At 72.5% G+C, this 14,993-nt stretch carries 12 protein-coding genes; 3 read left to right on the top strand and 9 right to left on the bottom strand.

All coding sequences use genetic code 11. The annotated features are described in order from the left end of the window. Positions 1–37 precede the first annotated feature (37 nt). Together purH and purN are read right to left on the bottom strand one after the other, a co-directional pair. The gene (gene purH / locus LHJ74_RS21055; protein ID WP_260219659.1) at positions 38–1,636 is read right to left on the bottom strand and encodes a bifunctional phosphoribosylaminoimidazolecarboxamide formyltransferase/IMP cyclohydrolase; all 1,599 of its coding nucleotides are present in this window, start codon (positions 1,634–1,636) and stop codon (positions 38–40) included. Continuing rightward, the gene (purN, locus tag LHJ74_RS21050) at positions 1,633–2,271 is read right to left on the bottom strand and encodes a phosphoribosylglycinamide formyltransferase (protein ID WP_260219681.1); all 639 of its coding nucleotides are present in this window, start codon (positions 2,269–2,271) and stop codon (positions 1,633–1,635) included. Before purN ends, purH begins: the two co-directional genes overlap by 4 nt. Positions 2,272–2,551: 280 nt before the next feature. Between purN and LHJ74_RS21045 the strand changes: the two genes are divergently transcribed. After that, complete coding sequence (locus tag LHJ74_RS21045; protein WP_260219658.1) at positions 2,552–3,427, top strand: hypothetical protein; 876 nt, start codon at positions 2,552–2,554, stop codon at positions 3,425–3,427. 249 nt (positions 3,428–3,676) lie between these two features. After that, positions 3,677–4,297 carry a helix-turn-helix domain-containing protein gene (locus LHJ74_RS21040; protein WP_260219657.1) on the top strand — a complete coding sequence of 207 codons (621 nt, stop codon included), beginning with the start codon at positions 3,677–3,679 and terminating at the stop codon, positions 4,295–4,297. A 188-nt stretch (positions 4,298–4,485) separates the two neighbouring features. On the opposite strand, the gene LHJ74_RS21035 is transcribed toward LHJ74_RS21040, so the two are convergent. Next, positions 4,486–5,979 (bottom strand): cell division protein PerM, encoded by a 1,494-nt coding sequence (locus tag LHJ74_RS21035; RefSeq protein ID WP_260219656.1) that lies wholly within the window; start codon positions 5,977–5,979, stop codon positions 4,486–4,488. Positions 5,980–6,305: 326 nt separating this feature from the next. Here LHJ74_RS21035 and LHJ74_RS21030 point away from each other — a divergent pair, with 326 nt between their 5' ends. Continuing rightward, positions 6,306–7,175 (top strand): RNA polymerase sigma factor, encoded by an 870-nt coding sequence (locus LHJ74_RS21030; RefSeq protein ID WP_260219655.1) that lies wholly within the window; start codon positions 6,306–6,308, stop codon positions 7,173–7,175. Between the two features lie 136 nt (positions 7,176–7,311). Here the strand turns inward: LHJ74_RS21030 and sucD are convergent, their stop codons facing one another. The 6 genes from sucD to LHJ74_RS21000 all read right to left on the bottom strand — a co-directional run bounded on the left by sucD (position 7,312) and on the right by LHJ74_RS21000 (position 14,870). Then, positions 7,312–8,196, bottom strand: a complete 885-nt coding sequence (sucD, locus tag LHJ74_RS21025; RefSeq protein WP_260219654.1) for a succinate--CoA ligase subunit alpha — start codon at positions 8,194–8,196, stop codon at positions 7,312–7,314. Positions 8,197–8,218: 22 nt separating this feature from the next. Continuing rightward, complete coding sequence (gene sucC, locus LHJ74_RS21020; protein WP_260219653.1) at positions 8,219–9,391, bottom strand: ADP-forming succinate--CoA ligase subunit beta; 1,173 nt, start codon at positions 9,389–9,391, stop codon at positions 8,219–8,221. A gap of 230 nt (positions 9,392–9,621) precedes the next feature. After that, on the bottom strand, positions 9,622–9,984 hold the full coding sequence (locus tag LHJ74_RS21015; protein ID WP_260219652.1) for a hypothetical protein: 363 nt from the start codon (positions 9,982–9,984) through the stop codon (positions 9,622–9,624). A 139-nt stretch (positions 9,985–10,123) separates the two neighbouring features. Next, positions 10,124–11,347, bottom strand: coding sequence for a VWA domain-containing protein (locus LHJ74_RS21010; protein WP_375546786.1), 1,224 nt, complete (start codon positions 11,345–11,347; stop codon positions 10,124–10,126). Further along, positions 11,344–13,782: a DUF5682 family protein gene (locus tag LHJ74_RS21005; protein WP_260219650.1), complete on the bottom strand. Its 2,439-nt coding sequence runs from the start codon at positions 13,780–13,782 to the stop codon at positions 11,344–11,346. The genes LHJ74_RS21010 and LHJ74_RS21005 overlap by 4 nt, the downstream gene beginning before the upstream one ends. After that, positions 13,779–14,870, bottom strand: a complete 1,092-nt coding sequence (locus LHJ74_RS21000; protein WP_260219649.1) for an ATP-binding protein — start codon at positions 14,868–14,870, stop codon at positions 13,779–13,781. The genes LHJ74_RS21005 and LHJ74_RS21000 overlap by 4 nt, the downstream gene beginning before the upstream one ends. Positions 14,871–14,993: the final 123 nt, after the last annotated feature.

Below are 14,993 nucleotides of genomic sequence, written 5' to 3'. Positions count from 1 at the left end.
CCGGCCGGCGGGCCGGTGATCGTGGACGTCCGGCGAGTCAGTGAAAGAAGTGCCGGGTGCCGGTGAGGTACATGGTGACCCCGGCCGCCTCCGCCGCCTCGACGACCGCCTCGTCCCGTACGGAACCGCCCGGCTGCACCACGGCCTTGACGCCCGCGGCCGTCAGCACCTCCAGACCGTCGGGGAAGGGGAAGAACGCGTCGGAAGCCGCGTACGCACCGGCCGACCGCTCCTCTCCCGCCCGCTGGACGGCGAGTTTCGCGGAGTCGACCCGGTTGACCTGGCCCATGCCGACCCCCACCGTCGCACCGCCGCGCGCGAGCAGGATGGCGTTCGACTTCACCGCGCGGCAGGCCCGCCAGGCGAACGCCAGCTCGGCCAGCTCGGCCGGCGCCAGCGGACTCCCGCTGGCGAGGCGCCAGTTCGCCGGGTCGTCGCCGTCGGCCTGCAGCCGGTCGGTGGCCTGGACGAGTGCGCCGCCGTCGATCGGCTTCACCTCGACGGGGTCGGAGGGAGCCTCCACGCAGCGCAGCACCCGGATGTTCTTCTTCCGGCTGAGCGCCTCCACCGCACCCTGTTCGTAGGCAGGGGCGACGATGACCTCGGTGAAGATCCCGGCGACCTGCTCGGCCATCTCCAGCGAGACCGGCGCGTTGACGGCGATCACGCCGCCGTACGCGGACAGCGGGTCGCACTCGTGGGCCTTGCGGTGCGCCTCGGCCACGTCTGAACCGACCGCGATACCGCAGGGGTTGGCGTGCTTGATGATCGCGACACACGGGTCTTCGTGGTCGTACGCAGCTCGCCGTGCCGCCTCGGTGTCCGTGTAGTTGTTGAACGACATGGCCTTGCCGTGCAGTTGCTCGGCCTGGGCCAGCCCGCCGTTTCCGGTGGCGTAGAGGGCGGCGGGCTGGTGCGGGTTCTCGCCGTAGCGCAGCACGTCGGTGCGCTCGTAGGCCGAGCCGAGGAACTCGGGGAAGGCGGAGTCGTCGACGGCGGCGTAGTCGAGCGCGAACCAGGTGGCCACGGTCAGGTCGTACGCCGCCGTGTGCTGGAACGCTTCTGCTGCCAGGCGCTTGCGCGCGGCGAGCGTGAAGCCGCCGCCGTTCGCCGCCGCCAGGGCGTCCGGGTAGCGCCCGGGGTTGACGACGACCGCGACCGACGGGTGGTTCTTGGCCGCCGCCCGCACCATCGAGGGGCCGCCGATGTCGATCTGCTCCACACACTCGTCCGGGGAGGCGCCCGAGGCGACCGTCTCCCGGAACGGGTACAGGTTCACCACGACCAGCTCGAAGGGCACCACACCCAGCTCCCCCAGCTGACGCCGGTGGCTCTCCAGCCGCTGGTCGGCCAGGATGCCCGCGTGGACGCGGGGGTGCAGGGTCTTGACCCGGCCGTCCAGGCACTCGGGGAAGCCGGTCAGCTCCTCGACCGGGGTGACCGGTACGCCGGCCGCCGCGATCTTCGCGGCGGTGGAGCCGGTGGAGACCAGCTCCACTCCGGCCGCGTGCAGGCCACGGGCCAGATCCTCCAGCCCCGTCTTGTCATACACGCTGATCAGCGCACGGCGGACGGGCCGCTTCGTACCCTCACCCTCGGCGCTCGCGGTCTGTGTAGTCGCACCTTCGGCGGTCACGGGATCCTTACCTTTCGTCCCTCAATGCGGTAGCCGTCGCGCGCCAGACGCCCGACGACCTCGACGAGCAGACGTCGCTCGACTTCCTTGATCCGCTCGTGGAGAGCGGTTTCGTCGTCCTCGTCCCGCACCTCGACAACGCCCTGGGCGATAATCGGGCCGGTGTCGACGCCGTCGTCGACGAAGTGGACGGTGCACCCGGTGACCTTCACGCCGTACGCGAGCGCGTCGCGTGCGCCGTGGGCACCGGGGAAACTGGGCAGCAGCGCGGGGTGCGTGTTGACGAACCGCCCCCCGAAGCGGGCGAGGAACTCCTCACCCACGATCTTCATGAAACCCGCCGAAACGACGAGGTCGGGAGCGTACTCGGCGGTCGCCTCGGCCAGGGCGGCATCCCAGGCGGCCCGGTCGGCGTGATCGGGCACCCGGCACACAAAGGCGGGGAGGCCGGCGCGCTCGGCGCGCTCCAGACCCTCGATCCCGTACCGGTCGGCGCCGACGGCCACGATCTGAGCCCCGTACGCGGGCGCCCCCTGGACGGCGATCGCGTCGAGCAGGGCCTGCAGGTTCGTACCGGAGCCCGATACGAGCACCACCACACGGGCGGGGCGGGAAGCGGGCCGGAAGACGGGCACAGCCACGACGGTGCTCTTTCTGGCGAGACGGTGTGAGGACGGCGAGACGGTGTGAGGACGGGGGCAGCGTGTTGCTCCGGCCTTGTGCGGTCGCACAAGCTCGTGGAACGCGGATTCCGGGGAACTCTCCAAAGCGGCCGACCGTCGGCAACGATACCGGCACCGCAAGCCGACCCCCACGGGACGGGGGGAGGCACGGAAGGTAGCGTCAGGCATACCTATGCGTACCTGACGCGCTGCGTGCCCGACACGGGAAGAGCAAGGGGAAGACACACACCACATGACCGACCGACGCCGCCGCCGCGCGGCCCACGCCGAGCCTTCTCACGAGGACAACCCCTTCGCGCCGCCGCCGGAGGGCAGGCCGGACCAGCCCTGGGAACCGCGCCGCCCGGCGAACTCGGACGGCGGCTCCGGCAACGGCGACGAACCGGGTGGCGGCAACGGCGGTGGTGACGGGAGCAACGACGGGAACGGCAACGGCTCGTCCCGCTGGGGCCGCAAGTGGAGCTCCCGCCAGCCCGGCCGCCAGGGCGGCGGCTTCGGCGGGCCCGGCCAGCCCGGACAGGGGCAGGGCAATGGCAACGGCAACGGCGGGAACGGCAACGGCGGCAAGAGCCGCGGCGGCCTCCGCTGGGACCCGAGCGACCCCTACCAGCGCCACGCCCGCTACGCCCTGCACGCCGGGATCTGGGGGCTCTTCTTCGCCCTCTTCAGTCTCGTGGAGATCGCCCTCCTGCTCGGCGCGCTGGCGGTCTACTGGGGCATCAGCGGAGCGCGCGGCAAGCCGTTCCGCTCGGGCGCGGCGGCGGGACATTCCGGCGGCACCGAGGCGACCGCCACGGCAGAGGACGTGGCGGGCACCGACCGTACGGCGTCACCCTCCTCCCCCGGCACTCCGGCGCGGCCCACCGCGCCGCCGGTCCCGGTCTCGGCCACCCCGGCGCAGGCCAGGAAGGCGCGGACGACGGCGGCCGTGAGCGGCCTGGTGATGGGCGGCCTCGCCCTCCTGATCGTGGTGGGCACGTACAGCCTTCAGCTGGTCTACAACGACTACTACAGCTGCAAGGACGACTCGCTGACCCAGTCCTCCCGCGAACAGTGCGAGGATCTGGTGCCGGACGAGATCCTTCCCGTCCTGGAGAACCAGGGCTAAGAGCCCCTAACAGAATGGGCGGTCGATCAGCTTGCGGCGTCTGGTGCGTGCGCTCGCAAGGCGGAGGATCGTCCTCGTACTGGGCGTACATGGACGACTCCGACAACGCGGCGAGCGCGCGTGCCAGGCGTCGCAAGCCGACCGCCCATTCTGTTAGGGGCTCTAAGGGCTGTCCCGTAATCCCTGGCGGGCTCGCGGGGCTCCGGCGCGCGCTTGACAAAAGTATTTGCCGTGTCGGCAAATGGGAGAATGGCAGACGACGACCTTCCCGGCGTACTGAGCGCCGTGGGCCCACGGCTGCGCGCCCTGCGGCGCGAGCGCGGGGCGACGCTGGCCGAGCTGAGCGAATCCACCGGCATCTCGCTCAGCACCCTCTCCCGCCTGGAGTCCGGGCAGCGGAAACCGACTCTCGAACTTCTGCTGCCACTCGCCAAGACCCATGGCGTGCCGCTGGACGAACTGGTGGGCGCGCCCCCCACCGGCGACCCCCGCATCCATCCGCGGCCCTTCAACCGGCACGGGCAGGTCTTCGTGCCGCTCACCCGGCACCTCGGCGGGCTGCACGCCTACAAGCAGATCCTGCCCGTCCGGAAGGGATGGGAGCAGACGGAGCAGCAGCAGAAGGCCGGGCACCCGCGGCCGGAGCAACGCGTGCACGAGGGCTATGAGTGGCTGTACGTGCTCTCCGGGCGCCTGCTTCTCGCGCTGGGCGAGCACGAACTGGTCCTCGGCGCGGGCGAGGCGGCGGAGTTCGACACCCGCACGCCCCACGGATTCGCCAACGCCGGGGCCGTGCCCGTCGAGTTCCTCAGCCTGTTCGGGGCGCAGGGCGAGCGGATGCACGTGCGGGCCCGGGTCGACGGAAGATGAGGCGGCGAGGTCGCGGCGCGGGAGCCCAAGGGCTGTCCCGTGATCCCTGGCGGGCGCACGACGACAGCTACGGCACCTCGCTGCGTTGCCGGAACGCCCGGACACGCCCAGTATGAGGACGCCCCTCCACCTTGCGAAGCACGCATCTGACGCCGCGCGCTGATCCACCAGGGATCACGGGACAGCCCTCAGGGTCTCTCGGTCTTTCCGGTCTCGACGGGTTCCTGGGGTTCCTCCGGTTCGCGCGGTGAGAGGGGTTCGAAGGCCGGCATCAGGCCGCCGCCCGCCTCCTTGAGTGCGGCCCAGCGAGTGCGACGGGCAGCCGTGCTGTGCCAGTCGTCGGCCGGGACCGGCCGAGTACGCGGGTGGGCCGTGGGCTCAACCGCGTCCCCGGACGCGAGTGCGGGTACGCGCAGCGCGCTGCGCAGGCGCCAGCCGCGTACGGCGAGCGCCGCCGGGACGCCCGCCAGCAGCGTCCATCCGAGCGCCGCCGCACCGGACAGCCACCAGCTGGGCCCGAGCCGGGCGAGCCGCCCCGTGCCGAGTGCACCGCCGGAGAAGCCCGCCAGCAGGGCCATCACCACCCCGCAGCCGCAGGCCGCGAGTGCGGCGACAGCCGTCGTGCCGCGTACGCTCCGCGTGTCCTCCCGCTGCCCCGGCACCGGCACGGCCGTACGGGCGGCATGCCAGCCCACTGCCAGCCCCGCGGCCAGCGGTACGACACCTGTCGCCCAGGTCAACGGCGTGCCGGGCCCCTCTTGCGGCAGCGCGGCGAGCAGCGGGAAGCGCGGCAGCTCCGGGGGGTATCCGGCGCCGAGCGGTCCCACCGCGCTGCCGGTGCCGAGGGCGAAGCCGGGGCCGAGCCCGTAGGCCGCACCCCACACCACGGCGTTGGGCAGCAGCGCGAGCAGCAGCAGCGACACCGCGAGGTGATCCGGCAGTCCGCCCGTGAGCTGCCCGAAGGTGCGCCAGGCGTCGCCGGTGTGGCGTGCGAGCGTGAGCAGGAACAGCAGCGCTCCCCCGCCCAGCAGTACGCCGACCCCGGTACCGGCCGCCCGGAGCGCGTCCGGGAGCTGCCGTCCGTCGGCTGGTGCCCCCAGGGTGGCGGCGGCGAGTGCGGTCAGGGCGGCGATGAACAGCGGAAGCGCGAGCGTGGCGCTGAGTACGTGCACCCGGAGGGGGCCGGTGGAGGCGTAGGCCGTGGCGGCGGCGCTCACCAGGAGATAGCCCGCCGACACCCAACCCGCCGACACCCAAGCGGCAGCCCGTACCGTGCCGCCGTCCGGGCTCTGGTGGCGGGCCGTCAGCGCCGCTCGTGTCACCCGGAACAGCAGCCACGCCGGAAGTGCGGCGAGCAGCAGGGGTGTCAGCGCCACGGGCGCGGAGCCGCCGTTGAGCGTCTCGGCGCGGACGAGTTGAGCGCCGTGTGCGAGGAGCCAGAGGTCGGCGGCGATGTGGAGCGCCGCGCCGGGGCCGCTGCCCGGGTAGGGGGAGACGATCCAGAGGAGGAGCACGACGACGGCGAGGGTGCCGAGGCCGAGCCCGGCGGCGAGCATGCCCGCCAGCAGCAGGCGCCCGGCGAGGGACCGGGGACGTGGTGGGTCGGCGCTCAGGACAGGCGGCCGGGGCTCGGTACCGCCGTCCGGGTGCGTTGTCGGGCCGGTGTACGTCCGTTCGCTCACGCGGACATGCTCCCAACAACACACGTTTCGCCCAGGTAGCGCGCGAATCGTCGTGGTGTCGCCCAGTGTGGAGTTATGCACTTTTTCACACGATATGCCAAAACAGGTCCATCGGTGGTCCACCCCCTGGAGAGGCGGGCATGACGACCTTGACGAGAGCGCGACGCCGACAGAGGGCGAAGGGCAGGACCGCCCCGGCGGAGGACGGATCGGCCGCAGCGGATGCGCCGGCCCCCGCCTCAGGGGAAATCACCGAGGAAGCCCCGCGAGAGCCGGAGACTCCGGAGGAACCGGATCCACCGGACGAACCAGAGGAACCCCGGGCCGTGGAGGCCACCCGCGATGCGGAACCACCGCACCCCGCCGCGCAGGCGTTCGATCTCCTCTACGCCCTCAACGCCCCCGCGCTCACCCGCCAGGCGTACCTGCTCTGCGGACACCACCGCGTCGCCGAGCACGCCGTCCGGTACGCCTTCCACCTCGCCTGGGAACGCTGGCCAGAGGTGGCGGTCGACCAGGACCCGACCAGCTGGGTCCGGGCCGCGGCGTACGAGTACGCGCTGTCGCCCTGGCACCGGTTCCGTCCCGGCCGCCCCGGGCACCGGACTCACCGCACCCCTCCGGGTCCACCCGCCGACCGGGCGCTGTTCGACGCGTGGATGTCGCTGCCCCGCTCGTACCGGCGGGCGTTGCTGCTGCATGACGGGCTCGGGATGAGCGTGGCGAAGACCGCCGCCGAGACCGAGTCGAGCGGTCCCGCCGCCTACGGCCGGATCTTCCACGCGCGGGAGTCGCTCACCGCCCTCGTGCCGGAACTGCGGGAGGCGCCCGCCGAGCAGCGCGCCGGGCTGCTCAGGGACCGGCTGCGCCTGCTGGCCGACGCCCAGTCCGTCCGTATCCGCCCGGCCGAGGCCGTACGGACCGGCAGCGAGCACACCACCCGGCGCCGGACCCGGGCGTCGTTCGGACTGACGGCGCTCGTCGTGACGGCGGTGGCGGCCACGGCGGTGACGGCCGAGACCCGCTCGGTGGACCCGGCCGAGCACCAGTGGCCCGCCCCTGCGGTGGCGCCGCCGTCAGGGGGCGAGGGCGGCGGCACCCCGGAGATCTACGCACCGCAGCTGCGCTCCTCCAACGAGCGGGTGCACCTCGACGAGGCGGGCACCCAGGACGGGCAGGGCGTGTCGGAGAAGTAGCGCGGGCCGCGGGACTTCCCCAACACGCCCCAGGCGGCGGCACCCGCACACGCCGACGGGCCCGCACCCCCGAGGGTGCGGGCCCGTTCCCACGTGTGGGCGGCCCGGTGCCGCGCTGTGGCGCTCCGTGCCGGAGTCAGCCGACGAGCAGCTCGCGTGCCAGCCGCGCGGCCTCGGACGGGGTCTTGCCGACCTTCACGCCCGCGGCCTCGAGGGCCTCCTGCTTCGCCTGCGCCGTGCCGGACGAGCCGGAGACGATCGCACCGGCGTGGCCCATGGTCTTGCCCTCGGGCGCGGTGAAGCCCGCGACATAGCCGACGACCGGCTTGGTCACGTGCGCCTTCACGAAGTCGGCCGCGCGCTCCTCCGCGTCGCCGCCGATCTCACCGATCATGACGATCAGGTCGGTGTCGGGGTCGGCCTCGAAGGCCCTCAGCGCGTCGATGTGCGTGGTCCCGATCACCGGGTCCCCGCCGATGCCGACGCAGGTCGAGAAACCGATGTCCCGCAGCTCGTACATCATCTGGTACGTCAGCGTGCCGGACTTCGACACCAGGCCGATACGGCCCGGCTTGGTGATGTCGGCCGGGATGATGCCCGCGTTGGACCCGCCCGGAGTGATCAGGCCGGGGCAGTTGGGGCCGATGATGCGCGTCTTGTTGCCCTTCTGGCCCGCGTGGGCCCAGAAGGAGGCGGAGTCGTGGACGGCGATGCCCTCGGTGATCACCACGGCGAGCGGAATCTCGGCGTCGATCGCCTCAATGACCGCGCTCTTGGTGAACTTCTCCGGGACGAACACGACGGTGACGTCGGCGCCGGTGGCCTCCATGGCCTCCTTGACGGTGCCGAAGACCGGTACCTGCGTGCCGTCGAAGTCAACGGACGTGCCCGCCTTGCGGGGGTTCACGCCGCCGACGATGTTGGTGCCCGAGTCCAGCATGCGCTTGGTGTGCTTCTGGCCCTCGGAGCCGGTCATCCCCTGGACGATGACCTTGCTTTCCTTCGTGAGGAAAATAGCCATGGTTGTCGGTGTCCCTCGTCCTTTACTTGGCGGCCAGCTCGGCGGCGCGGTCGGCCGCACCGTCCATGGTGTCCACCTGCTGCACCAGCGGGTGGTCGGCGTCACTGAGGATCTTGCGTCCCAGCTCCGCGTTGTTGCCGTCGAGGCGTACGACCAGCGGCTTGGTGACGTCCTCGCCCTTGGACTTGAGAAGCTCCAGAGCCTGCACGATGCCGTTGGCGACGGCGTCGCAGGCGGTGATGCCACCGAAGACGTTGACGAACACGGACTTGACGTCCGGGTCGCCGAGGATGATCTCCAGGCCGTTCGCCATGACCTCGGCCGACGCGCCGCCGCCGATGTCCAGGAAGTTGGCGGGCTTGACGTGCTGGTGCGCCTCACCGGCATAGGCGACGACGTCCAGGGTGGACATGACCAGCCCGGCGCCGTTGCCGATGATGCCGACCTGGCCGTCCAGCTTCACGTAATTGAGCCCCTTGGCCTTGGCCGCGGCCTCCAGGGGGTTGGCCGCCGCCTTGTCCTCCAGCGCCGCGTGGTCCGGCTGGCGGAACTCGGCGTTGGCGTCCAGGGAAACCTTGCCGTCGAGCGCGATGACCTTGCCGTCACCGGTCTTGACCAGGGGGTTCACCTCGACAAGGAGGGCGTCCTCCTTGATGAAGACATCCCACAGCTTCTTCAGGACGTTCACGATCTGGTCGGTGAGCTCGGCCGGGAACTTCGCCGCCGCGACGATCTCGCGCGCCTTGGCGTCCGTCACGCCCTCGATCGCGTCGACCGGGATCTTGGCCAGCGCCTCGGGCTTGGTGACGGCGACCTCCTCGATCTCGACACCGCCCTCGACGGAGGCCATGGCCAGGAAGGTGCGGTTGGTGCGGTCCAGGAGGAAGGAGACGTAGTACTCCTCGGCGATGTCCGCGGTCTCGGCCAGCATCACCTTGTGGACCGTGTGGCCCTTGATGTCCATGCCCAGGATCTGGGTCGCCTTCTCGACCGCGTCGGACGGGTCGGCGGCCAGCTTCACGCCGCCCGCCTTGCCACGACCGCCGGTCTTGACCTGCGCCTTGACGACCGCGCGACCGCCGAGTCGCTCGGTCACCTCGCGCGCCGCCTCCGGCGTCTCGATGACTTCACCGGCCAGTACCGGTACGTCATGCTTGGCGAAGATATCCCTCGCCTGATACTCGAACAGGTCCACGCGCGTACGTCCCCTTAATCAGTGGTATCGCGGTTGTCAGCGTGGGCGTGCCGCGTGGCCGCGGCTTCACCAGGGGCGCGCGGCATGTCCGCCTTGCAGGTTAGCCCCGCCCGTGAGCGGCGCATGAATTCCAGCTCACAACGGCGCGGTGAGACCGGTCACAGCTAGGGTCTGTCTGCCCCGTGCTCAGAGCGCCGTCGGTCAGAGCGCCGTCGGTCAGGGCCCCTCAGTCAGGGCAGGGGCAGCATGCCCGGCAGGTCTGCCGGGTTGCCGGGCAGCGTCGGCACGCCGGGGATCTGCGGGACCTCCGGGGTGACGGGCAGTTCGGGCACCGACAGCGGCAGCACACTCACGCTCGGGACCCCGGGCGCGAGGGAGGGCACCCCGACCCCCGAGCCCTCCGGGACGGCGGGCACACCGCCCTGCACGGTCTCGATCGCCCGCTCGAGGGCCGGCTGGAGCACGGAGTCCCGGCCCGTGCCCGTGCCGCCCGTGCCGCCCGCGCCGTCCGCCTGGGCGGAGGTGGCGCCGCAGGCCAGCAGACCGCCGACGCTGGTGAGTACCGCGAAGGCACGGTGGATGTTCCTGCTCATGCTGCGGTCACTCCGCGAGGTCGTGGTGGTCTGCCGGACCGACCCTGCACGGCTTCGCCCCGGCGCGCAACGGTGGTCACGACATGTTCACCGCTCCGCACGCCCGCTCCACCGCTCGCCCCGGACGCCGCGCCGCCGCTCACTCCGGGGGCACCGGCAGGGCCCGCTTCTCGATGGCCGCCGCCATCACGTCCGGGAAGAGGTCCGGCGTACAGGCGAAGGCCGGTGCCCCCAGGGCGGCCAGCGCCGCCGCGTGCTCACGGTCGTAGGACGGCGCGCCCTCGTCCGAGAGCGCCAGCAGCGTGACGAACTGCACGCCCGACGCCTTCATCGCGGCCACCCGCTTGAGCATCTCGTCCCGGATGCCGCCCTCGTAGAGGTCGCTGATGAGCACCACGACCGTTTCGGCCGGACGGCTGATCTGCGACTGGCAGTACGCGAGCGCCCGGTTGATGTCCGTACCGCCGCCGAGCTGGGTGCCGAACAACACGTCGACCGGATCATCGAGATCGTCGGTGAGGTCGACGACGTTCGTGTCGAAGACGACGAGCCGGGTGCTGATCGACCGCATCGAGGCGAGCACCGCACCGAACACCGAGGCGTAGACGACGGACGCGGCCATCGAACCGGACTGGTCGATGCAGAGGATGACGTCCTTCTTCACGGCCTGGGCGGCCCGGCCGTACCCGATCAGCCGCTCGGGCACGATCGTCCGGTACTCCGGGAGGTAGTTCTTGAGGTTGGCCCGGATCGTGCGGTTCCAGTCGATGTCCCGGTGGCGGGGGCGGCTGATACGGGCGGAGCGGTCGAGGGCCCCGGTGAGTGTGGCCCGGGTGCGGGTCGCGAGCTTCCTCTCCAGCTCGGCGACCACCTTCCGCACCACCAGCCGTGCCGTCTCCTTGCTGGTCTCGGGCATCGCCTTGTTCAACGACAGCAGAGTCCCCACCAGGTGGACGTCGGCCTCGACCGCCTCCAGCATCTCCGGCTCCAGGAGCAGTGCGGAGAGGCCGAGCCGGTCGATTGCGTCCCGCTGCATCACCTGGACCACGGAGCTGGGGAAGTACGTCCGGATGTCCCCCAGCCAGCGGGCGACCTTCGGGGCGGAGCCGCCCAGCCCGGCCGACCGCTTGCCCGGACGCCCGCCGCCACTCGCGCCGTAGAGCGCCTCGAGGGTGCGGTCCATCGCGGCGTCCGGACCGCTCAGCCGGCAGCCGGTGCCGTCGTCGGCCTCACCGCCGCCGAGCACGAGCCGCCAGCGCCGCAACCGCTCCGCACCGTCATCCCCGGGCGCTGGCGCTGGCACTGGCACTGGCACTGGCACTGACGCTGACACCGGCACCGCGCTCCCGTTCCGCTGGTTCATCCCGCCCTCCCCTTCGCATTCGCACTCTGCTCGTCCCCACCTGCCGCGCTCCCAGCCATCACCCTCCGCCGCCCCAGGAGCAGCCGGAGCGTGGGCAGTACGGCGTCCGCGCGCCCGGAGTCCAGCCCCGGGCCGAAGCCCGGCATGCCGTCCGGCGCGGCGGCGGGCACCGGACCGGCGCGGCCCTCCCCTGCGGGACCGCGCCGCACCAGTTCCCCGACCGTGCGCCGCACCCCGGGCTCGTACGCCGCGAACGTCCGGCGCAGCAGCGGCAGTACGTCGGTGAAGGATTCCGCCGGGACCTGCGACAGCCAGCCGTCCACCAGTGACAGCAGCCGCTGGTCATGGACGAGCAGCATGCCGCCGCCGGCGAGGAAGCCCTCGATCCACGCCGCCGCCTCGGCCGGAGCCGTGCCGGGGGAGAGCGCCAGACCCATCAGCCGGGCTGCCTCGCCCTCCGCCAACTGCCCGTCGTCGAGCAGCAGCCGGGTGCAGCGTCCGCGCACGACTCCGGCCGTGCGGTCGCGCGCCGCGAGACGCCGCAGCACACCGCGCCAGCGCGACAGCAGTGCATCGGCGCCGCCGCCCTCCGCGCTCTCTCCCCTTTCCGGGCTCGCGCTTTCCGGGCTCGCGCTTTCCGGGTTCTCCGCGCGGGTCTGCGCGAGCAGGCCGATCGCCTGGTGCGCGGTGTCCAGATGCCCGCGCATCTGCGCCGCGCCGTCCGCGTCCAGTCCGGCGCAGGCGGGCGGCAGGCCGACACACACCCGCTCGGCCAGCCCGGCCGCAACCTCGGCCAGCGCCACCGTGTCCGTGCCACGGACGTCGCCGTACCGCACGGAGCGCACCAACGGCGGCAGGGCCTGGGCGAGATGGCCGACGTCGGCGTCGAGCGCCGCACGGTCGGCCAGGGCCCGCATCACCCTCGGCAGTGCGTCCGGCAGTTCAGCGAGCAGGCAGCGCTCGGCGAGCGCCGTGACCTCGGCCAGCGTCGTCGCCCCGGCCGCCTCGGTCTCGGCCTTCGCCGTGGCCGCCGACAGCACCGTGGTGCCCCAGACCCCAGCCTCGGCTGTCCGCACCGACAGCTCCGGCTCCCAGCGCAGCAGCCAGCTCTCGCGGAAGGTGCCGGTACCGGCGGTACGGGAGCGCGCCGGATCGCCCCACTCCACGGCGAGGAGGCGCAGCCGGTGCAGCAGGCGGCTGCGGGAGGAGTCCATCTCCTTGCGCAAGTCCAGCTCCAGCTCACGTTCGCGGGCCTCGGCCTTGAGCCGGAGGCTCTTCTGCTGCCGGGCCAGATCCCGCTGGAGCGGGACGGCGGGCGCGCTTCCGGGCACCTCCCCCATTTCGTCGCCCACGACGAGACGGTCCTGGATGAGCGCCAGCGGTACGTCCGAGCCCTCGCACAGCACCGCCCGTATGGCGTCGACCGTCTCGGCGAGCCCCGCCAGCGGGCGGCCTCGCACGGCGGCCAGGGTCTCGGCCATCCGGACCGCCTCGATCACATGCGCGGGCGACACGGTGTGGTCCTCGTCGCGCAGCAGCCCGGCGACGCGCGTCATCCACCGGGTGAGCGGGCGGTCCGGGGCGGCGAAGAGATGGCCGTACCAGCCGGGCGAGGCGATCCCGGCGCCGTATCCGCTGCGCCGGCTGAGCCTGCGGTGCGTCCAGGGCACCCAGGTGACCTCGACCTTCGCCTTCGGGAGGCCCTTGAGGAGCGCCCGGTCGGCGGCGGCGGTGGAGGATTCGGACAGCGCGGGTACATGCCAGGCGCCGCAGACGACGGCGACGGCCTGCTCACCGTGCTCCGCGAACTCCTTGCGCGCCTCGCGGAGCCGCAGCCGCATGTGCGCCTCGCGCACCAGATCCCGGCGGTGCCCGCCGTGCCCGTGCACCTCGCGGAGCGCGGCCATCGCCTCGCCGAGCGCGGCGAACGGGGCGTACGGATCGGTGTCGGGGCCGCCCGCGCCCCGGTGCTCGACGACGTCCTCCCACCAGCGCTCCGGATCGTCATACCCTGCCGTCTCGGCGAGGACCGCGAGCGGGTCGAGCCGCAGCTCGGCATCCCCGCCCGGCTCCCCCTCCGCCGCTTCTCCCCCCTCGCCTTCTCCCTCCTCTCCGAGGACCAGCGAGTGCGCTGCGGGCAGGTCGAAGAAGCGCACCGGGACGCCGCGCTCCAGCGCCCAGCGGATCGCCACCCACTCCGGCGAGAACTCCGCCAGGGGCCAGAACGCCGCCTTACCGGGCTCGTCCACCACATGGGCGAGCAGCGCGACCGGCGGGCGCATCTCCTCGTCACCCGCGAGGGCCACGACGCCGTCCGCCTCCGGCGGGCCCTCCACCAGCAGCACCTTCGGGGCGTACGCGTCGAGCGCCGCGCGCACGGCTCGGGCCGAACCGGGGCCGTGATGCCGCACGCCCAGCAGCAGCGGCCCCGTCACGCGGAGACCTCACGGCACGCGCGGTAGAAGTCCTTCCAGCCTTCGCGCTCCCGAACGACGGCCTCCAGATACTCCTGCCACACGGTCTGGTCCGCCGCCGGGTCCCGCACGACGGCGCCGAGGATGCCCGCCGCGACGTCGCTGGACCTCAGCACGCCGTCCCCGAAGTGCGCGGCCAGCGCCAGCCCGCCCGTCACCACCGAGATCGCCTCCGCCGTCGACAGCGTGCCGGAGGGTGACTTGACCTTCGTACGCCCGTCCGCCGTGACGCCCTCGCGCAGCTCGCGGAAGACGGTGACGACGCGGCGGATCTCGTGCAGTCCTTCCGGCACGGAGGGCAGGTCGAGGGAGCGGCCGAGCTGATCGACGCGGCGCGAGACGATGTCGACCTCCGCCTCGGCGGTGGCGGGCAGCGGCAGCACCACGGTGTTGAAGCGGCGGCGCAGCGCGCTGGACAGCTCGTTCACCCCCCGGTCGCGGTTGTTGGCGGTGGCGATCAGGTTGAAGCCGCGCACCGCCTGCGTCTCCTCGCCCAGCTCCGGGATGGGAAGGGTCTTCTCCGAGAGCACCGTGATCAGCGTGTCCTGGACGTCGGCCGGGATACGGGTCAGCTCCTCGACACGCGCCGTCAGGCCCTCGGCCATGGCCCGCATCACCGGACTGGGCACCAGGGCCTCGCGGCTGGGACCGTGTGCCAGCAGCCGCGCGTAATCCCAGCCGTACCGGATCGACTCCTCGGCGGTGCCCGCCGTGCCCTGCACCAGCAGGGTGGAGTCTCCACTGACCGCTGCCGCCAGATGCTCGGAGACCCAGGTCTTGGCCGTGCCGGGAACGCCGAGCAGCAGCAGCGCGCGATCGGTGGCCAGCGTGCTGACGGCGACCTCGACGATGCGGCGCGGGCCCACGTACTTGGGCGAGACCACCGTGCCGTCCGGCAGGGTGCCGCCGAGCAGATAGGTGGCGACGGCCCACGGCGAGAGCCGCCACCGCTCCGGCCGCGGCCGGTCGTCCGCTGCGGCGAGCGCCTTCAGCTCGCTCGCGAATGCGTCCTCTGCGTGCGGGCGCAGGGCATGCGTCGTCTCGGTCACAAATCCCCCTCGGAATGCCGCGGATCGATGTGCTCCCACCTTGCACCGAGCCACTGACAATCCCCCTCGACCCGGCACCCGCCCTGGTCGCGGCGGTGGCGGGGAGGAATGTCAGTGGCCCCG

It is taken from the genome of Streptomyces gossypii (genome assembly GCF_025165795.1).
Taxonomy (GTDB): Bacteria; Actinomycetota; Actinomycetes; order Streptomycetales; family Streptomycetaceae; genus Streptomyces; species Streptomyces gossypii.
Note: the sequence above shows the minus strand (reverse complement) of the source record. Positions and strands in the feature narration are given on the sequence as shown.

What these genes read in the sequence shown, in the direction of transcription:
- LHJ74_RS21015 (WP_260219652.1), bottom strand. Translation starts at nt 9,984, where the DNA reads ATGAGCAGGAACATCCACCGTGCCTTCGCGGTACTCACCAGCGTCGGC.
- LHJ74_RS21045 (WP_260219658.1), top strand. Translation starts at nt 2,552, where the DNA reads ATGACCGACCGACGCCGCCGCCGCGCGGCCCACGCCGAGCCTTCTCAC.
- sucD (WP_260219654.1), bottom strand. Translation starts at nt 8,196, where the DNA reads ATGGCTATTTTCCTCACGAAGGAAAGCAAGGTCATCGTCCAGGGGATG.
- LHJ74_RS21040 (WP_260219657.1), top strand. Translation starts at nt 3,677, where the DNA reads ATGGCAGACGACGACCTTCCCGGCGTACTGAGCGCCGTGGGCCCACGG.
- LHJ74_RS21010 (WP_375546786.1), bottom strand. Translation starts at nt 11,347, where the DNA reads ATGAACCAGCGGAACGGGAGCGCGGTGCCGGTGTCAGCGTCAGTGCCA.